The organism is Streptomyces sp. NRRL WC-3626 (genome assembly GCF_000718785.1).
In the GTDB taxonomy this organism is placed as follows: Bacteria; Actinomycetota; Actinomycetes; order Streptomycetales; family Streptomycetaceae; genus Streptomyces; species Streptomyces edwardsiae.
Map to the genome: position 1 here is coordinate 173,992 of NZ_JOCA01000008.1, position 22,759 is coordinate 196,750.

Below are 22,759 nucleotides of genomic sequence, written 5' to 3' on the forward strand. Positions count from 1 at the left end.
AGCGTTGCGGCCGAGAGGAGGGGTTCATGAGTGCCAACAGCAGGCTGACCATCGCCGCCCACGCGCTGGCCTGGATCGGTCTCTACCAGCGCCAGGGCCATGAGGTCGCCACCTCCGAGCAGATCGCGACCAGTGCGAACACCAACCCCGTGGTGATCAGACGACTGCTCGGCGAACTGCGCAGAGCCGGGCTCGTGGAGTCCCGGCGGGGCGCGGGCGCGGGCTGGTCGCTGGCACGCGAGCTGGAGTCGATGACCCTGCTCGACGTGTACGAGGCAGTGGAACCCGGCCCACTGTTCGCCATGCACCGCACCACTCCGGACCAGGGATGCGTGGTGGGTCACGGCATCCAGCCGGCGATGCAGAACATCTACGAGGGCATCGAGGAGACCCTGAGACACGAACTGGCCCGCGTCACGCTCGAGACCGTACTCCGGGACGTACTCGCGGCGCCTCGCTAGCTTCCCCGTCACGCCCCGACATCACCCGGATCACCGCCCGGCGCGCGGAGCCGGACGAAACCTAAGCCGCTCCGGAGGTCCCGGCGCACCGTCGGACCCGTCCGCGCCCGCGGGGACCGGTTCCTCTCCCCCGTCACGGTCTTCACCTCCGACGAGGACGACCTGCGCAAGCTGTGCGGGGACCGTGCGGTCGTCATGGGCCTGTGACCGGCCCGTCCGCCGCCCCACCCCGAAGGGGGGAAGCGGCGGACAGGGCACGGACCGGCCCAGTGGGCCTCTCCTCGTCCTCGATCCGGCAGGCGGCGTCGTCCACGACCGGCGGAAGCCGCCAACCGGGACAACGGCTCCACCAGTGCGGGCCCCAGTCTTCCAGGGCCGACAGGCCGCCGTGGGCGAACCGGCCGCGCCAGGCACGAACCGTGTCCAGGTGCAGGCCGATCTCGTCGCGGCTCTCCGGGCCCGCGCCAACAGCCAACAGAACTCAGCTTTCCGCGACCGCCGACTCGAGCAGGGACAGCGTTTGGTTGTCCGCGTCCACGTCTGCGCGGACGCCGAGAGGCAGCGGCAGGTTCGGAGAGGTATGGCCGAAGTCGACCTGGGCGAGAACGGGGATGTCACGCCGCGCCAGAACGTCGAGCACAACGTCGCGCAGACCCACCTGGTCTCCGCCGCCCTCGTAGGGCGTGACCTCTCTCGGGATGCCGACCACCATGCCCGCGATCCGGTCCAGCACCCCGGACAGCCGCAAGACATGCAGGTCGTTCCAGATCCGCGTGACCGGCCGCTGTAGCTCTTCCCAGAACAAGACGGCGCCGTCGAACCGTTCGGCGGGCAGAGCGAACGGTGTCGCCTGCAGCTGGACCAGGCGGTTCAGCAAGCCGCCGACCAGTGGTCCCTGCGCGCGGCCCGGCCGCCAGGTTTCCCAAGCCTCCCTTGCCGGCAGCGCGCCCGGCGCCTCGGCCTTGGTGAGCACACGGGCGTAGAGGTCGACGAGTTCGGACCGACGGGCCTCGTCGCCCAACGTGTACCAATCGCTGCCGAAACCGTGGGTGACGATGTCGGCGTGGAAGCCGACGAGGCCGGTCTTGGCGTACAACGCCATGTGCAGCACCGAGATGTCGCTATAGCCGAGGATCGGCTTCGGGTCGGCCCGGATCGCGTCCAGATCGATCAAATCGAGATAGCCGATGGTCGCCTGTCCACCGGTATGCGCGACGATGGCCCGTACCTCCGGGTCACGGAGTAGACCATTGAGCTCGGCGGCCTGCTCCGCCGGAGTGCCCGACGCCCACCAGCGATTCTGCGCCGGGTCGACCATTGGGCTGACTCGCACGCGGAAACCCATCCGCTCCAATATCGCCACACCGCGGTCGAGCAGTGGTTCCTCACCCGGCTCAAGCTGGCCCGAGGGCGCGGTAACGACCACGAGGTCGCCGGAACGTAGCGTGCGGGGCCGAAGGATCACTGACATGGGGCCTCCTTGTTGATCAACGCTGGCGAGCAACAAGGCCAGTGCCGCCGATATTCCGCCTCCCCGACGTGATCAAAACCCCGGAACCCGGCTGGGCCCACCGACCGCCTCCAGGCGGACACCTTCGACTGTGCGCCGCTCCGTGGACACCCGGGTTCTGCTCACGACGTACACCAACGCCCTGGCGGCGGCGCTGCGCGAGAATCTGTCGCTGGTCCTGGACGGCGACGAGGAGCTGCTGGAGCGGGTCGACGTGACCACGGTCAACGCCGGTCCGGGTGAATGAGGTGCTCGCAGCCCCGCCGCTCGCGGCAGCGGCGGGAGTCGGTCCGGACGAACTGTCCGACAGGACCCGCGCGCTGCTACGCCTCACCCTCGACACCTCGCAGGTCGGAGACTACGACGCCGCCCTCACCCTCCGCTCGACCCTCAGGGAACAGCTGCGACGCGACAAACGGGATGGAAACCGTACGCGTTGATGACGTCAACGGATGAACTGCTGAAAATCTGAGGACACATCGTCTACGCTCTTGTCTGCCGCCGCTGCCCCTACGCGAGGGGGTCTGCCCCTCACCCGGGCGGGGCGGGACGCGGGCACGCACGTGCGGGGGACGAAGGAGCAAGGGGCAATGCGGGTGGACGACAGGGCGAGCCTCAAAGCCGAAGCGTTGGCCTTCCTGCTCGAACCATTGGGTGTTGACGCCACCGTCGGCGCGGCCGCCCTCATGCGCCTCGCCAAGGGCGTCGACGCGGCCGCTCATGAGCGGGGCTGTGCCGCACTTCCCCCGACCGGGAGCACTCTTCCCTGGGTGTCCGGTGCCGTGGCGGCGTGCGTCGAGGAACATGAACTGGTCCGTCGGGCGGCGGACCGGGGCCGGACCCTTTCGCCGTCCGAGGCCGGAACCCTTCGCGGGTTGATGAGGACCGAAGGACTGCGGTCTCATCTCCAGGCGTTCGAGGGCGTGACGGTGGAAGCGCTTCGGGCCGATCCGGCAGTCGTGGCGCTCGCGGAACGGCTGCTCCCTGGCGTCCTCGAACCGTGTCGCCGTGCCCATCAGGAGTGGCCCGCGGAGATCTGGCGCTCGATCCGTGGAATCGACCTCGCTGGCGCGATGACCGACCTGCGTCGCCGGCGAGGCAGCCGACAGGCAGCCGGCGCACGCGAACTCGTGCTGCAGCACAGTGTCTCGGCGGCTCGGGATCTGCGGAACAGCGATCTGGTGACGCTGCTGGAGAGGGTGCGGGACTTCGTCGCCGCGGAGGAGTCGTACGAGGCGGCCCTGTCGGTGCGACCGGACTGGTGGCGCTGGCTCGGACCGGACACGGGATTCACGTTCAGATCGGATCGGCGTGAAGCCCTGCTCTGGGCGATCAGGGCGCGCGACACCGGCACCCTGTCTGGGAGCACTCTGGAGATGCTCGCGGACGACTGTGTGAGAGTCGTGATCGAGCAGCGGCTCGCGACGGCGCTGACGGACACCACCGATCTCCCGGCAGCACCCGCGACGAGCACGGCGGCGCGGCTCCTGACAGGTCTGTCCGCGGTCGCCTCCCGGACCCGTGTCGACGAACTGCGAGCGCTCGAGTCCTGGTACACGAAGAACGCCGAGTTCCTCGACCGTGTGGCAGCGGCCATGGACGCGCGGCGAAGCGCACCGGGTCTCGGCGAGGCTCTCGAGGCCCTGGCCGACGGACTTCGGCTGCCGTCGGGGACGCTGGATGCGAGTCGTACCGCCTACCGTGACATCCAGTCCGCCCTCCGGGCGGAGGTCGAGGCTCACCTTCGGCCGCCGTCGTATTCCGCGCACGCGATGGAGAGCGCGCACCTCGTCGGCGTCATCCGCCGCATCGGGGCACTTGAACGCGAACTGCGCGAGGCCGTGCGGGACATGCCTGAGACGAGAGGCAGGCTACGCGTGGCCATCGTCGGAAGAACCAAGTCCGGGAAGACCACGCTCAGGAAAGCACTGACCCGCGACGCAGACCGGACCGGGATCGGACGCGGGGCGCACCGCACCACACGGAAGACCTCCGCGTTCGAGCTCGGCTCCGTGATCTATCTCGACACACCCGGCGTCGCCGCGAAGGACGACGACCTCGACGCCCATCACGCCCGGGTCGCGTGCGACATCGCCGACGCGGTCATATGGAACTATGCCGACACGCTGCGCGGCGAGGAGTCCGCCGAACTCCAACGGCTCCTCCTCTCGGGGAAGCCCCTGCTCGCCGTCGTCAATGTGAAGGAACGAGTCGACACACCGGACCGCCTGCGGCTTTTCGCGGAGCGTCCGGAGAGAGCCTTCGCGTCGGCGCCGGGCCACATGGCCCGCATCGAGCAGGTCTCCGGCACGGTCGGCGTCACTCCGCCCACCGTCCTCGCAGTCCATTCCGGTGCGGCGCACGAAGCGTTGTCCACCGCCGACGGCGAGTTGAGGGACATGGCCTTCCGGGCGAGCAGGCTGTCCGAGATGGAGCGGTCCCTCGTCCGGCTCCTCGCCGAACGCGCGATACCCCTGCGTGCCGTACGGCTGGCCGACGGCGTACGAGCGCCGCTCGCCGCGTTCCACGACCGGGCGATGGCCGAACTCACGCACATCGACCTCGTACTCGGCGACCTCGAACAGTCGACGCCGAGCCGACAGGCCGCCCTCCTCGACGCCTTCCAGGAGGCAGGCCGGAACACGCGCGACCGTCTCGAAGCCGAACGTCACCTGGCCAGAGCACAGTTGGCGGACGTCGTGGCAGGACTGGGTGGTGTGGACCACGCGCAGCGGTGGAGCGACTTCATCACGGGCCTGGAGCTGACGGAACTCGTCTCGGGTCTGGAAGGCGAATTCGCCCAGGCGTTGGGGAAGCGGCGGGGGGTCCTGCGCGCGCGGTCGGACACCGCGAAGTCGCAGGACGACGAGGGCCTGCACATAGAACCGCGGCCTGACGCGAGTATCCCGGTCCTGAGCATGGCGGCCGTCAAGGGAGCTGCGACCGCGTTCCTGAACTCCCTTGCCGCCCAGGAGCACGGCAAGGGGCGCTCCCCAGGTACCGGGAAGGCCAACTCGACCGCGGAGAACATGAGTCATGTGCTGGCCATCCTGGCCGGAGCGGCGAAGGCGGTGCACGGTGAGGTGGAGCGAGCGCGGCTCGCGAAGGACAAGTGGACCAACGAGACCGCGGCCGAGGCCGAGGCCAAGCTGGACGAACTGTTCGACGGAGTCGAACGGCAGTTGACGCGCATCATCGACGTCACAGCGGCTCGGGCCATGGCCCGGTTCGACGAGGAGGCCGCCGACCTCAGCCGCACGAGGGAGCGGTTCGAGCAGCTCCGACGACTGCGGTCGACGGTACGGTCCGCCCTCGATTCCATCGATCTCGTACTGGTACGCCGGCTCCTCGCCCTTGTGGGCGGGGACCCGGCGGCGGTCCACCTGGCGCGCAGAACGCCGGGAATCGAACTTCGCGTCCGGACCGACGCGTCCCGCGCGACGGAAGTGCGGGCACTTCTACAGGACCACCTCGTGGATGTACTCACCGAGCGGATCGAGATCGGGAACACAGATGACTGACGGCAATCCGGTTGAAGCGCTGAAGGGATACGAAGGGCCGGCCGCCCGCGTGCACGCGCTTTGTGCACGGGCTGAGACTGTCCTGAACAGTCATGCCCGTACCCGGGACCTGACGGCGAGCCTGCCCCGCACGGACACGAGCCCGCTGCGCGTCGCGCTCCTTGGCCCGTACAGCGCGGGCAAGTCGATGCTCGTCGCGGCACTGCTCCGGCTCCCGCCGGCCGCCGTGGAGGAACTCGTCGACGCCGCGCCCAAGACCCACAAGCCGACGCCGTACGAGTGGAACGGCGTGACGCTGGTCGACCTTCCCGGGACGCTGTCGGGCAACGACGAGCATTCCGGCGCCGCGCGCCGTGGCGTGCGCGACGCGGACGCGCTGATGATCGTGACGACCAGCGAACTGCCGGGTGAAGCGGAGACCAGCGCGATTCTGCGGGCGCTCGATGACGACGGGTTCGCCGACCGCAGCGTGGTCGTCGTCAACAAGATGAACGCCGAGAACAGCGATCGTGACGTCATCCTCGATGAGGTTCGCAAACGCCTCGGTTCGTTCGCCGACCGGGTCCCGATCGTGCCGACCGACGCCCGCGACTACGTCGACGCCGCCAACGACCCCGGCCTCGCCGACGATCAGCGCGATCTGCTGGTCGGGGAGAGCGGCATCGACGCGCTCACAGCCGAGTTGCGCAGAATCGTCGAGCCCGGTGTCACCGGTGTCCGGCCGAAGGCCCAGGCCTACGAACTCCTCCGGGTTCTGACGGACGCCGAACTGAAGTGGGAACTGGGCGGCGAGGAGCTCGGGGCCGCTAAGACCGCGAAGAAGGTGGAGGGCTCGGTCTCCAGGGCCGAAGAGGCCGTGCTGAGCACGCTGGCAAGGGAGAGCGATGTCGTCGCGTTCAAGCTCGAGGCGGCGGGAAACAGGATCGCCGCCGACGTCTCGGAGGAGGCGGCCGAGTCCCCCGTCGACATCGCTCTCGAACTGATGCGTGTGAGCGCCGAATTCGACGCCAAGTTCTCCTCATCGATGAGTACGGCGTTCGAAGCGCTCGTCGCCGAGTACGGAACCGGTGTGCCTGAGCCCGAAGCATGGGTGAACGACCTCGACTCCCCCGAGACGACGATCGACGCGTCCTCGGACGACGAATCTCCGTTCTCCCGTGCGGTGAGGGAAGCCGCGAAGAAGGCGGCGAAGTCGGGCGCCGGAAAGCTGAACGAGTGGGCGGGGAAGGTCGCGGCCGGTGGTGGCGAGCAGGGAAGCGCGGCCTCCGACATAGCGAACTGGCTCAACAGGAGTCGAGTGGGCCAGAAGGTGCTCGACACCGGCGGAAAGTTCACCAACGGTGTGGGCAAGTACAAGCCGTGGGGTCAGGGGAAGGCTGCCAAGAAGATCGCCACCGCGGCCGACAAGGTGCAGTGGGCGACGGCGCTCATGGAGCCGTTGATGGACTTGACGAGCGTCGCGCAGGACCAGGGCAAGTGGATGGCGGTCAACAAGCACCGGAAGATGATCAGGGAACACTTCGCCCAAGAAGCACGCAGACAGCGGGCCGGGCTCACAGACGCCGGCGAGCGGCACCTCAGCGCATGGATCGCCGAAGTGGAACGGTCACTCAGCGGTCTCACTCAGCCGGGTGCGGAGATCAGAGCCGCACGTGACACAGCACTGGAGGAAATCCGAAGCCTCCGTGCCGAGGCCGAGGAGCTGGCCGGGCCGGCCGAATGAAGCAGCGGTGGACCAACCGTGCGACCGGCGCGACGCCCGGACGTACACCCTCGGCGACCGGAGATCAGTGACCGCCCTCCGGCACCACGAACGGCATGACCAGCAGCCACTGTTGATTGCCGCCGCCGTGCTGCTCCCAGAGCACGGGCATCGTCCTCGCTTCGGCCTCGTGAGGACAGTCCAGCGCGAACCCCGTCCCCGCGTTGATGATGCGATGCGTCCGGAGGCCGGGGGCGACGGAAACACGCCACCGCTGCCAGGCCGCGTCGTCGTCGCTGCGCCCCCGCATGCGGAGGTGGTCGCCGGATCCCGCCGCCCGACCGTCGAGCAGCAGGTTGTTGCTCGCCGAGATGATGTGTACCTCCCGTCCGTGCCCGGTCGCTTCCAGGTACCACAGCTGATGCAACTCGCCATGCGCCGCCCACAAGTGGGGCGTGCTGCCGTCCCCGGAGTGAAACGCGGTGTCGAGTGCCAGCCCGCTGCTCGCGGAGATGAGGAGGAACGGGCCGGTCGGCTCGCGGCGGCGGCTCGTGAAGAACGCACCGACGTCATTCGTGCCGATCTTCAGGAACGGAAGACTGATCTCTGCACTGACCTGGCGGCTCCTGGGCGACATGGCGGTCATCCTAATGAGTCGACGCATGGACGGCAGTGAGATGTCAAAAGACGACTTGCCCGCTTTACCCGGGCCTCCTTGCCCCAGCGGGGCGGGGACTTGAACCGGGATGGTCGGTCACTGCGACGTGTTCTGGTCGCGCCAGTCGCGCGGGGTGATTCCGTAGGTCTGTTTGAACGACTTGGTGAAGTGGGTGGCGTTCGCGAAGCCCCAGCTTCGGCCTATCGCCGCGATGGTGCGCAGGCGGGCGTCGGGGCCGGCCAGTTCGCGTCTGCATTCGGCCAGGCGGCGGGTGCGGATCCAGTCGCCGAGGCTGATGCCCGAGCGGGACAGTACGGCGTAGAGGTGGCGTACGGAGATGCCGTGGGCGGCGGCGATCCGTGGTGCGCAGAGGTCGGGGTCGGCCAGGTGCTCGCGGATGTACTGGGTGACGCGCAGGCTGAGGGTGGCCTCCAACGGGCCCTTGGACCGGGTGGAGTCGCCGTGCTGGGCCGTCAGAACGGCACGGAGGAGTTCGACGCTGGGCTGTACGACGTCTTCCGCGTGGGAGCCGTCGTGCAGGGCGTCGCTGACGGCCAGTTGGGAGAAGTAGCCGAAGGCGAGTCCCGCTACGGGATTGCCGGAGCCGAGGGTGACCGTGGCGGTGTCCCGTAACAGCCGGTCGGGGAGGGCGAGTGCCGCCCGGGGGAAGCGCAGGAAGTGATGGTCGACTCCCTCGTCGAAGAGGAGGGTGTACGGGGTGATCGATTCGTAGACCGCGAACTCACCCGGCCTCAGCACGCATTGGCGGCCGTTCTGCGCCACGAGGCTGGTGCCCGACACCTGTAGGCCGAGGAAGACGGCCGGTTCCTCGTCGGCCCGGGCCTGCCGTTCCGTCCGGTGGACGGTGACCGCGGTCGCCCGCGCCGAGCACATCTTGAGGGGCCCCACGGCGCCGAGCCCGATGCGGACGGAGACGTCCTCGGCCGGGAGGCGATGGTCGATGTCGACCGCCACCAGGGATTCCCACACCGCGTGCCGGACCACTTCCTCCCGGTCCCCCGGCGCTATGTACGCGGTGTCCAGGACCGGACTCATACGGCGGCCCCTCGTCCGCGCGGGTCGTGGCGCCGGCCCGACCTCACCTCGTCCCGTTCCCTCACAAGTCGCTCCCCGTGAAGCCGTGCCACTGTCCAGGTGTCCCGCGCGGATGACTCACTGCCGAGACCCTCGGTGATCTTAAGGTCCGTACACGGAAACGTCGTTGAGGCGGCGTGTCCGACCGGACCGGAGGGATCACACCGCGGTCCGGACCCCGTGAAGGCGACCCGAGTTGTCACCGGCGCGCGGAGTGACTCCAAGGGCCCCGGCGCTCTCCGAAAGCGTTTGCGAGCGGTGACATCGGCGGGTGATACTCCGTCTCCGCCGGCTGACTCAGCCGTGTCTCTCCCCGTATCTCCCCGTGAAGGACTCCTTGATGGCAGTACTCGTGTGTGCGCAGGACGCCCTGGCGGCGGCCGTGACCCGACGGGACGGTGTGTGAGCGTGGAGGTCGCTCGTGTCGTCGTTCTCGCGGTCGTCGTCGCGGTCGGTGTCGCCTACTACCGTCGGATCATGGGCGGGCCGTCCTCACCCCGGCGTTCGTCGCGGAGGGCCGAGGCGCTGGGTTTTCTGCCGCAGTCCGCGCAGAACACGCTGCAAGTTGCCGCCGACGCCGACCTGGAACGCGCCAAGGCCGCTGCGGCACAGGGGCGTTGGGAGCCGGCGGCGCAGTTGCTGGCGCGGACCAGGGAGCAGCGCGACTGGGCTCGGCGTTCGCTCTACTCCGACGCGCTCGGTTCGCACCGGGCGGCGCGTCGGGGCAGCTGGCTGGACGCGTGGGAGGCGGCGGTCGGGCCGGACGATCCCGACGCGGCGCTGGTGCGGGCCCGGGCGACGGTGTCCCTGGCCTGGCGGCTACGGGGTGGCGGCTGGGCGAAGGACACCAGCCGGGAACAGTTCGCCGGTTTCCACGACACGCTCGGGCGTGCGCCGCGACTGCACACGCGCGCGGCGGAACTGAACCCCGAGGACCCCTCGCCGTACGTCTCCGAGATCTGGACCGCGCTCGGTCTGGGGTACTCGCGGGAGCGGATGCGCGGGATCTGGAAGGAGATCACCGTCCGGGATCCGTATCACTACGGTGCGCACTGCGCGGCGCTTCAGTACTGGTGTGCGAAGTGGCGCGGCTCGGAGGATCTGGCCGTCTCCTTCGCCCGCGACGCCATGGCAGGGGCTCCCCGCGGCAGCCTGCTCAGCGCGCTGCCGTTGATCGCGTGGTACGAGCACCGCGACGACCACGCGAAGGACGCCGACTTCCGGGCGCCGTACCTGGTCGCCATGGTGGACGCGGTCCTCGCGGACGTGGCCGAGGCGCCGCAGGGCCACCCGGACACGGCGTCCGTGCGGCATCTGCTGGCGTACTTCCTGACCCGGCAGGGCCGGCACGAGGCGGCGTTGCTGCAGTTCCGGCTGGTCGACGGGTACGTGGACGCCCTTCCGTGGCGGTACTGGGACGACCCGGCGGCCGTGTACTGCCTGTGGCGGGATCGGGCGGTCAAGGGCGCGCGGTGAGGCCGGACGCCACCGCTGCCGCACCGCACCGGTCGATCTAACGGAGGAGCGACGTGGGCCTGCGCAGGGCGTGCCACAGTCCCGTCCCGAGCGGTACGACCGTCATGGCGAAGAAGACCCAGAACAGGAACTCGGCACCGGGTGCGAGGTCGTAGACCGTGCCGTCCTCCCACCGGCAGTAGGCGCGCGGCGGAAACGGGGTGGAGATCCCGGAGACCTCACCGTCCCCGAGGATGCCTTCGCGCATCGGCACCCTCGGGCAGGGGGCGGTCTCCGGGAACAGGGACGCGTCGTCAGCCGTCATGATCACGACCCAGGTGAGGGCGCAGACCGGCACCGTCCAGAACACCGAGGTCCGCACCCACACCGGCAGCAGCGGATGCACCAGCAGCCCGCGCAGCGCCACCCAGCCGACCACGAGCCCAACGAAGACCGCGAGCAGCGTCATGACACCCCCGAGTCCGTCAGCACGCCCGTCACTCCCCCTGAGTCCGGTGCCGGGACGACCCTAGCCCCACCGGGCATCCCCGACGTACACGAGCCCGTCGGTGCGGGACCGGACGTTGAGAAGTCCCGCCGCTCATCCACTCGTTGACAGCGCCAACACGTGTGCTTCATGCTCTGGTCAACAACTAGATCGTTTCCTGGTGGAAGCGCCCACGGACCGGAGTTCAGCGCCATGTCCCGTCCCCGACGCCTCGCCCCCGTGGCGTTGCTGCTCGTGTCGGCCCTCACGCTCGTCGGATGCGGTTCCGACGAGGAACCGGCGGCCGGGCCGTCCTCCGAAGCCGCCGCCGAGGCGGAGGTCGGGCAGAGCCCGCCCGAACCGGACACCGACGCGCCTGTCGAGGACGACACCTCGCTCGTCGACCTTCTCCGGTCGGCCGGGGTCGACGACGACCTCGTGAACCGACTGGGCGAGGTGGGGGACGCCAACGGCTACGGCCTTGGTGAGGGCGTGGAGACGAGTCTGGAGGAACGGCAGGGGCTGGCGGCCCTCCAGGTCGACACATGCCGTGACGTGGCCGTCGGACACCGTACGTGGGAGGGGATCCAGGCTTCGGACGTCAGCTCGGGCGGGACCGAGGAGCAGGCCGCGGCCATGGCGGACTTCCTGCGGAAGGAGTTCTGCCCGCACGTCGCGCCCTACAAGGAGGCGCCGTTGCCGAAGCAGACCCTCGACGGACCGGAGGAGGACGCCAGGGAGGGGCGCGGGCTGGGCTCACCGATCTCCTGGTGGGACTCCCGGTACCGGCGTGTCTCGTGGTCGAGGGAATGCGCGGCCCAGACGGGTCAGTCCATCGGGGACCCCGTCGCCTACCGGCTGTCGGACGACGCCGTCGTCTGCGCCACCGTGCCGCCGGCGGAGCAGCTGAAGGACCATCTCATCAGCGTGGACGTCGTGTTCGCGGAGCCGGCCGGTGAGAAGCGGGCGCTGGAGGCCGCGCTGTCCCTGCTCCCGCTCGACGCGGTGGCGGAGGACAGGACGGAGGGCGTCAATCCCGACTGGTCGTATCTCGAGGGCGGTTGCCTCAACGTCAACATTCAGAGCCAGCGCCTCAAGGATGTCGTCGAGGGCCTCGAGAAGGACGCCGAACCGTGGGCGTACGCCCTGTACTACTCCGACGGATCCACCGGCGACGGTGCGGTCGGCCCGTACACCGGGAAGATCAAGCAGGTCTCCCTGTCCACGGGGAGGAACGACCCCACGGACAGCGGAGATCTGACCTGCTGAACGTGGTCCGCTACAGCCCCGCTCGCGCGAGCAGCACCGGAAGTGCCTCGGGCTTCACCTTCTGCACCGACCGCACCTGGCCCAGGCCCAGTTCGTCCCGGCTCACCGGGTCGCGGTAGAGCGACTTCGTCGCCTCGGTCAGCAGGGTGACGGGTACCACGAAGGGGATGTCGGGGTCCTCGTCGTCGGAGCGGGGTTCCTCGTCGACCTCGGCCACGGCGGCGACCGCCGCCTCGGGTCTGCTGAAGAAGAACCAGAGGCGGTCGCCGGGTCCCATACGGTTGCGGCGGCCGAGCCAGAGCTCCAACGCGGGTTCCTCTTGCGCCAGTTGGAGCATCGTCTCCTTGTCGGACGGTTCACCGTCCAGTGTGTCCCTGCGCGGATCGAGGATGTAGATCCAGTCCGCCATGCAAATCCCCTTCGTTCAGGACGCTCGGCCCGCGTGAAGACACTTCGATGCAGCGTCTCATCGTGCCAGACACCTGGAGGATTCGCGTACACGTTTTCGACACGAAGGTGTCAGGTGCCGGGTTTCAGCGCCCCGTTGCTCAGCCCGTCGCGGGCCAGTGCCGCGATCTGGCGGCTGAGTTCCGTCACCCGGCGCGACCGCTCCTCGAACTCGCGCAGCGCGTGGAAGGCGGCGCCGTACTCGCGTTGGGCGGTGATGTCCATCTGCGGGATGCGGGCGCCCTTGCTGTCGAGGCGGAAGGTACCGCTGGCGGTGGTGGAGCGGCGGCTGTTGGCGGCGCTGTGCAGGAAACCCTGGAGGAAGTCGGTGTCGAGCTGGTCGCTGACGGAGACCGGTTCGGGGTCGGCGTACTCGACCAGCCCGGCCCTGGTCAGGTCGGCGACGCTGACACTGGGGCCCTCCAGGGCGCCGGTGCCTTCGCCGGCGACGAGGACGGGCAGGAGTTCGGTCAGGCGCCGCACGTGTTCGGTGAGCTCCTGGCGCAGGGTGTCGTACTCCGTCACGTAGTCGCGGTGGAACTCCTCGACGTGGCGGCTCGGGGTGAGGTCGACCGTGTCGTCGAGCAGGTCGATCTGGGGGACCTCGGTGATCTGCCGGGGCCGCGGCTCCAGGGGATCGTCCGGGCCGCCCGAGGTGAGGTCGACCATGCGTACGGTGCCGGCCGTGTCGTCCGGTGTGCGCGGCCGGCGCAGATGCCACAGGTGGACGGGGAGGGAGTGTGCGGCGGCCGTGCCGGGTGCCAGGGCGGTGACCTGGGTGAGGATGCCCCGGCGGACGAGTTCGGCGCGGATGCGGCGGCCGGCCTTGCGGTACGCCACGGAGGCGGGCATGACCATCACGACCCGGCCACCGGGTGCGGTGTGCGCGTACGCGTGCTGGAGCCAGGCGAGTTCACCCTCGGCGCGGGAGGGGGTGCCGAGTTCCCAGCGGGGGTCGAGGAGGAGTTCCTCCCTGCCCCAGTCGGTGTCGCTGACCGGCGGGTCGCAGACGACGAGGTCGGCCTTGAGGCCGGGCCACCGGTCCGCGCGCAGCGAGTCGCCCTGTGCGATCTCGGTGCGGGTGAGTCCGGCGAGGCCGGCCCGTGACTGCGCGAGCCGGGCGCTGCGGGTGTCGGCCTCCTGGCCGTACCGCCGCGCGTCCGGTCCGGTGCCGAGGGCGAGCAGGAGCGTGCCGATGCCGCAGGCGGGGTCGAGCAGCACCGCGTCGGCCGCCACGTCGCCGGCGAAGTGCCGGACGGCCCGGACGACGCGGGGCGAGGTCACCTGCTCCGAACCGGCCCGCCGTACGGACTCGGTGAAGCGCTCGGCGAGGCCGTTGACCACGTCGGCGGCGGAACCGCCGGCCGCCATCTGCCGGGCCAGCCGGACCGCCTGCTCGGGCAGCGCGTCCGGCGCCTTCTTCCGGGGGGCGGCGAGGGTGTGCGCGATGTCCGCGAGCCCGCCGAGGATGTCGTCGCCGTAGGCCCCGCGCAGCACCTGCCAGAGCTGGACCTCGTCGGTGACGTCCTGGCCCTTGCTCTGCTTGTCCAGCCAGGCCTGGACCTCGGCGAGGTCGAACAGGGGGCTGTTGGCGCCGCCGCCGACCGGGGCGGGGAAGTCGTCGTACCGCCGCCGCCAGTTCGACACGGCGGCGCGGGTGACACCCGCGATACGGGCGATCTCGGAACCGGTGACCGACGGGTTCGCAGGCGTGGCCGGGGTCTCTGGCATACCCCCTAAGGTACACAGCGCCGGGACCACGTTTCAATGAATGACGGCCGTTGACGGCGTCAACCGGTCACTTGTCGGAGTTGTCCGGGCACGTCTTCACGAAATCTTCTTCCGGCACCCGCTTCTCCCACTCCTCCCGGGTGAAGCCGCCGCCCGTGGCCCGGCACGCGATGCCGACGGCGTCGGCGGCCAACTCGGGGTAGGCGCCGAGGTCGGTGACGTAGGCGACGTCGGCACTCGTCGTGATCATGGTACGTCCGGCCAGGACCACCTCGTCGACGCGTTCACTGTGACCGCTGAACGTGTAGGCCAGGTAGGGCTGTTCGGGGTCGGCGACACTCCAGAGGCGCACGGCGCCGTCCTCCCCCGCGCCGGCCAGGAGGCGTCCGTCGGGGTCGAAGGCCAGGTGGGTGAAGTACGCCTGGCCCATGTCGATGGGCTCGGTCCTGCCGAGCGTCTCTCCCCCGCCGTCCGCGGCGGCGTTCCAGAGGTCCACGCCGACCTGGGAATTGTCGGACGGCACCGTGGAGACGGCCGCCACCACGTCGCCGTGCGGGGAGAACGCCGCCCTCACACCACCGTAGAGGTCGGTGTCCTCCGACAGGGGCGTGGTCGTGTCGGAGGACATGTCCCAGAGGTCCAGCCTCTTCTTCACCAGCAGGAGTCGGCGGCCGTCCGGGGCGAAGACGACATCCTGCAGGAGCCCGGGGACGGTGGAGGCGGTCAGTGCGGGCAGCGCGGGATCGGAGACGTCCCAGACACCCACGCCCTCCAGGTCGTTGACGGCGAGGAGGGGCCGGTCGGGGGCGAAGTCCAGTGTGGGGTTCAGCGCGCCCTCGTGGGCGCCGCTCAACGTGCCGGCGACACGGGGGCGGGCGGGATCGGACACGTCCCAGAGGGTGACCTCGCGATCGTGGTTCATGGCCGCGAGGAGACGGCCGTCGGAGCTGAAATCGAGGTCGGCGAGGACGTCGCCGGTGCCGATGACGGTGCCGCCGCCGACGGCCTCGTAGCGGTCCTCCACGGGGTTGTCGACCCTGGCCAGCCGCCGTGGCTCGGACGGATCGGAGAGGTCCCACAGGGCGATCCGGGAGCCCCGGGCGACGGCCAGGGTGGTGCCGTCCGCCGCCAGCGCCAGTTCGTCGCCGTCCGGCAGTACGTCGAGGACGTGCGGTAGGGGGACGTCCGACAGGTCACGGTGGATGACCTCGCCGTAGCTCACCGACACCACCGACCCGCCGTCCGCGTCGTACCTCGCCGCGTCGACGAAACCCGCATGCCCGTACAGGCGGGCCTCTTGAGTGATCTCCCCGGTGTCCGTCACGTCCCACAGCGCGACGCTCCGGTCCCAGCCGCCGCTGACCAGCTTGCGCCCGCCCGGGGAGAAGTCGAGGGAGCTGACGAGGTTGCTGTGGGCCGTGCGTTCGCCGAGGACCTTCGGGGCACCGGGGTCACGGACGTCGACCAGGGCGATCACGCGTTCGCGGCTCACCGCCAGCAGTTCACCGTCCGGACGGAACGCCAGCGCCCCGCCGCCGCCCTTCACCGTGCCCCGGGGGCGGGGGCCGCGCGGGTCCGATACGTCCCACAGCCGTACGTCGCCGTAGGTGTCGGCGGTGGCCAGCAGGCGGCCGTCCGGGCTGAACGCCACGCGGTCGTCCTGCGCCGAGCCGTCGGGCGGCGAGGCGGCCTTCATGAAGGGGAGCTGTCGCGGGGCGCGCGGATCGCTCACGTCCCACAGGACGATCGCGCCCCGGCCGACGGACCGCGACAGGCCGATGGCCGCCAGGGTTTTTCCGTCCGTGCTCAGGGCGAGCGCGGTCGGCCCGTCGGTGGCGTCCTCGACCCCCCGCGCGCGGAGCGTGGCGAGGGGTCGGGCGCCGCCGTCCTTCGAGGCGAGATTCCACAGGCGCACCTCGCCGTCCCCGCACACGGCTGCGAGCATGCGGCCACCGGGGCCGCCGAACGTCACGGAGTCCTCCGTGTCGTACCGCGGCGCGGGGCAGGCGGGCCGTGCCGACGGAGTGCGGGGAACGGGATCGCGGCCGGTGTCCCAGACCGTCAGCCCGTCCTCGTCCTCGTCCCTCGCGGCCAGCATGCGTCCGCCGGGCGCGAGTACGGGATCGATCCTCGCGGGCACCTCGGACACTCCGCGGAAGGCACTGCCCGCCAGGGTGTCGAAGAGCGAGCGGCGGGCCTCGGAGCTCGGGCGCAGGGCGTGCGCGGCGAGCCCCAGCCGCAGCGCGGCACGGGGGTCGGAGGTGCCGATGCCGTTGGCCTCGGCCAGCAACGCCCGCGCGACGGCGGTGCGTTGCTGCCGCTGCGCGGTGCGCTGCTGCTGGACCGCGACGACGGCGGCGACGAGGGCGAGGCACAGCGCGACGGCCACCCCGGTCAGCGCCCGCTTCAGCAGCGTCGTGCGGCGCCGTTCCCGGCGCAGCTCGTCCGTGGCCGCCGCCTGTCCGGCCTTGAGGAACTCCTGCTCCAGTGCGGGGAGTTCGTCGAGTGCGGCCACCGTCTGGAGCCGGCTCTCCCGGTAGAGGAAGGCGGCGTCACGGTCCGCGGCATGCCACTCCCGTGCGGCGGAGCCCAGTTGCTGCCGCAGCAACAGGACGGCGGCGTCCTCCCTGATCCACTCACGCAGCAGCGGCCAGGCCCGCAGCAGCGCCTCGTGCGCGATCTGCGCGGTGTCCTGATCGACCGTCAGCAGGCGTTCCCTGGCGAGTTGGTCGCGGATGGGGTCCGATCCGGGCGGCAGTGCGTCGAGCGGGACTCGGTGGCGCAGGACGGGGGCGCCGCCGTCCGGTGGGAGGTGGACCAGGGACAGCAGCAGGCGGCGCATCGTCGTCCGGCCGTCGTCGTCCAGGGACTCGTAGACGCGCCGGGTGGCGGTGGCGACCGACTGCCAGATGCCGCGCGTCGCCTGGTAGCCGGCGAGGGTGAGCATGGCACCGCTGCGGCCGCGCCAGGTCTCCCGCAGGGCGTGCGCCAGGAACGGCAGTGCCGTGGCGGCGTCGTTCGCGGAGCGGCCCGCGTGGAGGTCGTGCAGCAGCCGGTCGGTCAGGCCCGGCTCGACGGTCATCCCGACGGCGGCCGCCGGGCGCTCCACGACGGCGCGCAACTCCCGTTCACGCAAGGGCGGTACGGAAAGCTGGGCCCGTGCGAGCGCGCGTTCGAGGCCCGGATGTTCCAGGCAGCTTCCGTAGTGGTCGGCCCTCAGTCCGAGGACGATGCGGGGTCCCGGCCCGGGTCCCCCGCCGGTGAGCAGGGCGATGAACGCGGCGCGCTCGTCGGGGAGTTCGCACCGGGTGAAGAGTTCCTCGAACTGGTCCACCACCAGCAGCCGGCAGGCCGGCAGGCCGTGCGACGGCGGGGGGAAACGGCCGCCTTCCAGCTCCTCCCGGACCTCCTCCGGATCCCGTTCGGTCGCCGCCGCCCACGCCTCGGCCAGGGCGCGGAAGGGGCGCGGTCCTGGGGCGGGCAGCAGCAGCGCGGGCCCGGTCGATGCCGTGCGGGCCAGCAGTCCGGCGCGCAGCAGGGACGACTTGCCGGCTCCGGAGGCGCCCACCAGCACGGCCTGGCCGCCGTCCGGCAGGTCCTCGACCAGTTGGATCAGCCGGTCGGTGAGTTCCTCACGGCCGAAGAAGTGCGCGCTGTCCTGCGCCCGGTACGGCTCCAGCCCCGGGTAGGGACACGGGAGTTCGGCGGGCCGCTCGGCCGCGGCGGGTGGCGGCCGGTAGGCGCGGTTGCGGGCCAGGACCAGCGAGCCCAGGGTGCCTTCGCTGCGCCGGGCCGGGTTGACGCGTGCGTCGTCGGCGAAGGACGCGTCGAGCGCGGCGTGCAGGCGGTCGGCGGTCAGCCACGGCGGCCCGGCCGGGTCCCCCTGGTTGAGCAGGCCGAGCAGCCGGCCGCTGAACAGGGTGTACCGCTCCCCCTCGGGGGCGAAGGACAGGGCGTAGTGCGAGGCGGAGGAGAGCAGGAAGCTGCCGCGGGGGCCGGCGGTGGCGAAGGCGCGGCGCACTCCGCCCTCGGCCGGCGGGGTGTCGCCTCGGCCGGAGAAGCAGCAGTCGAGGACGACGAGGCTGCCGTCGCCCCTGACGCCCAGCAGGTCGCGGACGGTCCGGTAGGAGACGGAACGCGCGACGTGCCGGGCGGAGCGGCTGTCCCGCGTGGCGAGGTACAGATCGTCGCGCGGGCCGAGGAGTCCGTGCCCGACGTAGTAGAAGAGCACGGGTCCGTCGGCGGCCGTCGTGGCCTCCTCGACGGCGTCGACCACTTCGGCCGCCCCGGCGTGGGCCGGTACGCGCACGACCTGTGCGGGGTCCATGCCGCACACGTCGGTCAGGGTGCGCCGCAGTTCGTCGAGCGTCGTGTCGACCGAGGGAAGACCGGGAAGTTCCGACCCGTCGGCGTGGCTCCCGGTGCCGTACAGCACCGCGCGGGCGCCGGGAGCGGCGAGGCCGCCCGCCGTCATGTCGTACGGGAGCCCGTCTCGTCGCCGTCCTGTGGTGGGCGGGCCAGGCGCTCGGCGAGGTCGGCCGCCTCCTGCGGGCTCAGGGTGCGGGCCTGTCGGGACGTGAGGGTGATCCGCGTACCGTCGGGCCGGGTCACGCTGATCGTGTGGCTGCTGCGGCGGGTCTGCAGCCAGGCCACCAGCGCTCCCGCGAAGACGGCGGCGACACCGCCGGGCTCCAGGACCGCCACCAGCGCGTCGACGGCCGGGCCCATCGTCCCCTCCCGAGGGGCACCGTCGCGTGCGACCCGTCCTCTGAGCTCGGGTACGTCGGTCAGCCACGCCCTGAGTTCCGCGGCTTCGTCGGTACCGTCCTCGTCGCCGCGCACCGTCACGACCAGCTGCATGCTTCCCCCGGGGTCCGGCGTTTCCGTCTCGCAGGAAGGTGAGGATTCCCCCTCGGGCGCCTCTCCCAACCCTTCCGACAGCATGCCGCACCGGAGTCCCGTACGACGCCTGTTCCCCGCTGTTCCGCGCGTTGTCAGTGGCTGCCGATAGCTTGATCCCGTTGCGCCGTTCTGGCGTTGACGTCCCCTTTCGCATGCATGGGAGATGGTGCGCGTTGTCGGTCTGGGAGAAGTCGAGCACGGCCCGGGTGGTGCCGTCCGCGCGGCCGCGGAAGCTCGCGAAGGTGCCGTTCGTGGAGCTGGCCGACGGGCGGTTGCAGGGGGTGGTGTCCAGCGGGTCGGACATCGGGCGGGTGTACGTGTCCTCCGTCGAGGCGGGGTCGTTCGCGTTCGCGTGCAGCACCAACAACAACCGGCCCTGCGGCGGGGCGCGCGGCTGGTTCTGCAATCACATACGCGCGCTGATCGGTGAGGCCGTGCTGCAGTACGGCGTCGACCGGGTGGCCCGGTATCTGAGGGCCGAGGTCGCCGGGGAGGCGCCGGACGCCGACTCGGTCACCCACGCGATGACCGCCACGCGGCCCGCGCAGGGCGACAGTTCGGCGGCGGCGCAGGTGTTCAGCCGGTTCCTGCGGCAGCTGGCCTATCTCGAACTGGCGCCCACTACCGCTCCGTTGCCGGAGATGCAGTGGTTCCCGACGACGAGGGCGGTGGCGTGATGCGTGCCGATCTGCTGTACGACGGCATCGACGGGCTCGACGAGGCGCTCGCGGCCGTGGACGGTTTCGACGAGGTGCTGGTCTCCGGTCTGCTGCGTCCGGGGCCCGCGCAGGCGGCGGGGCTCGCCGGTGTCGCCGAGGCCGTCGCCGGGTCGCCGCTGGCGGCGCGGGTCGCGGAGGCCGCCGAGAAGGCGGCCGCGGGGACGGCCGGCGAGGATCACCTCGTGGCCCTCGCGGGCGCTCGCACGGCGTTGCTCGGTTCCGCGCACGACGCGCTCCTCGCGCGGGTGGAGGAGGCGATCGGGCGGACGCGCGCCGAGGAGGACGGCACCGCGCCGGCCGACGCGGCGGAGCCTTCGGCCAATCTTCTCGCGGCGGCCCGCAGTTGGCTGTGCGATCTCGCGCGGGCCGGCTGGCACGGGATCGACCACGAACTGATCGCCGGTGCCGCGCCCGTCGTGTCCGCGATGCTGCCCGACCCGGCACTGCGCCGCCAGGCCACGCTGCTCGACGGTTTCGCCGCCGAACTGGCCGCGTCCTGCCTCGGCGCGTCCCTGGAGCGCGTTCCGGTACGGCGATGGGCCGACCTGTGGTCGCGGGCCATGCTGCTGACCCTGCCGGGCGCGGCGTCCGCCCCCGCCGTCGGCGAGGCGACCGGGCGGCTGCTCCCGCTCGGCGTCGACGTACAGGAGCACGCCACCGCCGTACAGGCGCAGGTGCACGCGGTGTTCGAGCCGGCCGACGGCGGTACGCCGAGGCTGGTGCGGGCCTCGGTGTCCGCGCCGAAGCCCGACACGGTCGTCGGGGCCGGGCTGTGGCAGTTGCTGCGGCCGCACATGTCGCTGCTCGCCGCCGTGAGCGAGGGGCGGGCGATGGACCTGGACGCGATGCCCGTCTCCGGTGAGGGCGATCTGATCTGGGACGACGCGCGGGCCCGTACGGGCGAGCCCGCCGAGGTGTTCGCCACGGCGCGGGTGGCGCTGCCGACCGCGGCCGCGTTCGCGACCGCGCCGCTCGACCGGCATCCGGCCAGGATCGCCGTGCCCGTCCTGCTGGAGGGGTACGCCGTGGAGGAGGACGCGTTCCAGGTGGCCGGCGTGCGTCTCGCCGTGGACAGCGACCGGGTTCCGGCCGCCGGACCGCTCACCCCCGAGGCCGTCGCCTCGTCCGGCGCGTGTGTCGGGCTGCTGCGGTGGGACGCCGGGGAGTTCCTGGTGCAGCCGCTCGCCGTGGAGCGGATGGTGCGGAAGAAGGCCGTCGCCGTGCACGCGGGCGCGTGGGCCGGGGGTACGGCCGACAAGGCCGGTATACGTGCCGAGAAGGCCGCCACCGATGCCGTGAAGGTGCTGCGCGAGCGCGCGGGAAAGCTGCTGCGGAAATGAGCGGGCAGACCATCGAGGGCACCGCAGGGCCCGATCCGGACGAGAACCGGCGACAGGTGCTGTACTGGCGGCTGCTGGCCCGCCTCTTCGACAGCGAGGAGCAGGCGTCCCTGGAGTCGGCGAGTCTGGCCGTGGTCGAGGACATCGGCCTGCCGCCCGCGCTGCTGGACCCGGGTGCGTCCATCGACTCCGTCGTACAGCGGCACCCGGAGCTGGCCGCCGAGTTCGACGGGCTGATGACGCCCGAGCCGGACGAGGACGGTGGGCGGGACCGGGCCGCCGAGGTGCGGCGCGCGGCGCTCGCGTCGAAGGTGCTGCTGAACGTGTTCGCACGCGACTCGGGCACGGTCACCGCCGAGCAGCTGGCGCGCTGGCAGTCCGACGCGGGCTGGCTGGAGCGGGCGCTGGGCTGCCGGCCGGGCGAGCTGCGCGGCGGGCGTGCCGGAGGCGGCACCGCACCGGCGGGCGGCGGGCAGGGGGTCAGCCCCACCGGCACCGGCTTCGGCGGCCCCACGCCCGACCTCAGCCGCCTGATCCCCGAGATCGGGCCGGAGCTGGGCTCCATCGAGGCCGGTCTCGTCAAGCGCATGCGGCTGCGCGAGGTCCTCGCCGACCCCGCGCTGGCCTCCCGGCTGACGCCGAGCATGTCGCTGATCGAGCAGCTGCTGCGCGACAAGGACAACCTCTCCGGTGTCGCCCTCGCCAACGCCAAGTCCCTGATCCGGCGTTACGTCGACGAGGTCACCGAAGTGCTGCGCACCCAGGTGGAGAAGTCCACGGTCGGCGAGCTCGACCGGTCCGTCCCGCCCAAGCGGGTCTACCGCAACCTCGACATCGACCGCACCATCTGGAAGAACCTCGTCAACTGGGACCCGGAGGAGGAGCGGCTCTACGTCGACCGGCTCTACTACCGGCACACCAGCCGCAAGACGACACCCCAGCGGCTCATCGTCGTCGTGGACCAGTCCGGGTCGATGGTGGACTCGATGGTCAACTGCACCATCCTGGCGTCCATCTTCGCCGGACTGCCGAAGGTCGACGTGCACCTGATCGCGTACGACACGCAGGCGCTGGACCTCACGCCCTGGGCGCACGACCCGTTCGAGACGCTGCTGCGGACCCAGCTCGGCGGCGGCACCGACGGCACGGTCGCCATGGCGCTCGCCCAGCCGAAGATCGCGGAGCCGCGCAACACCGTCGTGGTGTGGATCTCCGACTTCTACGAATGGCGCACCGACGAGCTGTTCGAGAGCATGGCCGCCATCCACCGCTCGGGGGCGAAGTTCATCCCGGTGGGTTCGGTGACCAGCTCGGGGCGCGGCAGCGTCAACCCGTGGTTCCGGGAGAAGTTCAAGGACCTCGGTACGCCGGTGATCTCCGGCCACATCAAGAAGCTCGTGCACGAACTCAAGACGTTTCTCACCTGATCACCGTTCGCCCACATCACCGTGATCACCGTACG

At 71.1% G+C, this 22,759-nt stretch carries 18 protein-coding genes; 10 read left to right on the forward strand and 8 right to left on the reverse strand.

All coding sequences use genetic code 11. The features are described from left to right. Positions 1-26: 26 nt before the first annotated feature. The gene (locus tag IF28_RS0115000; RefSeq protein ID WP_030219399.1) at positions 27-461 is read left to right on the forward strand and encodes an Rrf2 family transcriptional regulator; all 435 of its coding nucleotides are present in this window, start codon (positions 27-29) and stop codon (positions 459-461) included. 481 nt (positions 462-942) lie between these two features. On the opposite strand, the gene IF28_RS0115005 is transcribed toward IF28_RS0115000, so the two are convergent. Next, a complete protein-coding gene (locus tag IF28_RS0115005; protein ID WP_030219401.1) occupies positions 943-1,932 on the reverse strand; it encodes a S66 peptidase family protein in 990 nt (329 codons plus the stop codon). A gap of 142 nt (positions 1,933-2,074) precedes the next feature. Between IF28_RS0115005 and IF28_RS39180 the strand changes: the two genes are divergently transcribed. The 4 genes from IF28_RS39180 to IF28_RS39185 all read left to right on the forward strand — a co-directional run bounded on the left by IF28_RS39180 (position 2,075) and on the right by IF28_RS39185 (position 7,215). Next, a complete protein-coding gene (locus IF28_RS39180; protein ID WP_199808997.1) occupies positions 2,075-2,218 on the forward strand; it encodes a hypothetical protein in 144 nt (47 codons plus the stop codon). Between the two features lies 1 nt (position 2,219). After that, entirely contained in the window at positions 2,220-2,411 is a 192-nt protein-coding gene (locus tag IF28_RS0115015; protein ID WP_030219404.1) for a hypothetical protein, read from the forward strand. Positions 2,412-3,044: 633 nt separating this feature from the next. After that, positions 3,045-5,492: a GTPase gene (locus tag IF28_RS0115020; protein WP_158713683.1), complete on the forward strand. Its 2,448-nt coding sequence runs from the start codon at positions 3,045-3,047 to the stop codon at positions 5,490-5,492. Beyond that, entirely contained in the window at positions 5,485-7,215 is a 1,731-nt protein-coding gene (locus IF28_RS39185) for a GTPase (RefSeq protein WP_158713684.1), read from the forward strand. The genes IF28_RS0115020 and IF28_RS39185 overlap by 8 nt, the downstream gene beginning before the upstream one ends. A 64-nt stretch (positions 7,216-7,279) precedes the next feature. On the opposite strand, the gene IF28_RS0115030 is transcribed toward IF28_RS39185, so the two are convergent. Together IF28_RS0115030 and IF28_RS0115035 are read right to left on the reverse strand one after the other, a co-directional pair. Further along, the gene (locus tag IF28_RS0115030) at positions 7,280-7,840 is read right to left on the reverse strand and encodes an RICIN domain-containing protein (RefSeq protein WP_158713685.1); all 561 of its coding nucleotides are present in this window, start codon (positions 7,838-7,840) and stop codon (positions 7,280-7,282) included. Between the two features lie 108 nt (positions 7,841-7,948). Further along, a complete protein-coding gene (locus IF28_RS0115035) occupies positions 7,949-8,908 on the reverse strand; it encodes a helix-turn-helix domain-containing protein (RefSeq protein ID WP_030219421.1) in 960 nt (319 codons plus the stop codon). A gap of 447 nt (positions 8,909-9,355) precedes the next feature. On the opposite strand from IF28_RS0115035, the gene IF28_RS0115040 reads away from it, so the two are divergent. Then, complete coding sequence (locus IF28_RS0115040) at positions 9,356-10,423, forward strand: hypothetical protein (protein WP_030219423.1); 1,068 nt, start codon at positions 9,356-9,358, stop codon at positions 10,421-10,423. Between the two features lie 37 nt (positions 10,424-10,460). Here IF28_RS0115040 and IF28_RS0115045 read toward each other — a convergent pair whose 3' ends face one another. After that, a complete protein-coding gene (locus IF28_RS0115045) occupies positions 10,461-10,871 on the reverse strand; it encodes a hypothetical protein (RefSeq protein ID WP_030219425.1) in 411 nt (136 codons plus the stop codon). A gap of 231 nt (positions 10,872-11,102) precedes the next feature. On the opposite strand from IF28_RS0115045, the gene IF28_RS0115050 reads away from it, so the two are divergent. Then, a complete protein-coding gene (locus IF28_RS0115050; RefSeq protein ID WP_030219426.1) occupies positions 11,103-12,158 on the forward strand; it encodes a hypothetical protein in 1,056 nt (351 codons plus the stop codon). Between the two features lie 10 nt (positions 12,159-12,168). On the opposite strand, the gene IF28_RS0115055 is transcribed toward IF28_RS0115050, so the two are convergent. The 4 genes from IF28_RS0115055 to IF28_RS0115070 form a co-directional block, all read right to left on the reverse strand. Then, a complete protein-coding gene (locus IF28_RS0115055; RefSeq protein ID WP_030219427.1) occupies positions 12,169-12,567 on the reverse strand; it encodes a hypothetical protein in 399 nt (132 codons plus the stop codon). Positions 12,568-12,677: 110 nt separating this feature from the next. Beyond that, positions 12,678-14,336 (reverse strand): N-6 DNA methylase, encoded by a 1,659-nt coding sequence (locus IF28_RS0115060; protein WP_030219430.1) that lies wholly within the window; start codon positions 14,334-14,336, stop codon positions 12,678-12,680. A gap of 67 nt (positions 14,337-14,403) precedes the next feature. Then, the gene (locus IF28_RS0115065) at positions 14,404-18,810 is read right to left on the reverse strand and encodes a caspase, EACC1-associated type (protein WP_030219433.1); all 4,407 of its coding nucleotides are present in this window, start codon (positions 18,808-18,810) and stop codon (positions 14,404-14,406) included. Beyond that, a complete protein-coding gene (locus tag IF28_RS0115070; RefSeq protein WP_030219435.1) occupies positions 18,807-19,196 on the reverse strand; it encodes an effector-associated constant component EACC1 in 390 nt (129 codons plus the stop codon). The genes IF28_RS0115065 and IF28_RS0115070 overlap by 4 nt, the downstream gene beginning before the upstream one ends. Before the next feature lie 194 nt (positions 19,197-19,390). Here IF28_RS0115070 and IF28_RS0115075 point away from each other — a divergent pair, with 194 nt between their 5' ends. From IF28_RS0115075 to IF28_RS0115085, 3 genes are read left to right on the forward strand one after another with little or no spacing between them, the layout of a single operon-like run. After that, positions 19,391-19,915 carry a hypothetical protein gene (locus IF28_RS0115075; RefSeq protein ID WP_051713754.1) on the forward strand — a complete coding sequence of 175 codons (525 nt, stop codon included), beginning with the start codon at positions 19,391-19,393 and terminating at the stop codon, positions 19,913-19,915. Next, on the forward strand, positions 19,885-21,297 hold the full coding sequence (locus IF28_RS0115080; protein ID WP_234325177.1) for a hypothetical protein: 1,413 nt from the start codon (positions 19,885-19,887) through the stop codon (positions 21,295-21,297). The genes IF28_RS0115075 and IF28_RS0115080 overlap by 31 nt, the downstream gene beginning before the upstream one ends. Beyond that, entirely contained in the window at positions 21,294-22,724 is a 1,431-nt protein-coding gene (locus IF28_RS0115085; RefSeq protein ID WP_030219441.1) for a vWA domain-containing protein, read from the forward strand. Before IF28_RS0115080 ends, IF28_RS0115085 begins: the two co-directional genes overlap by 4 nt. Positions 22,725-22,759 lie beyond the last annotated feature (35 nt).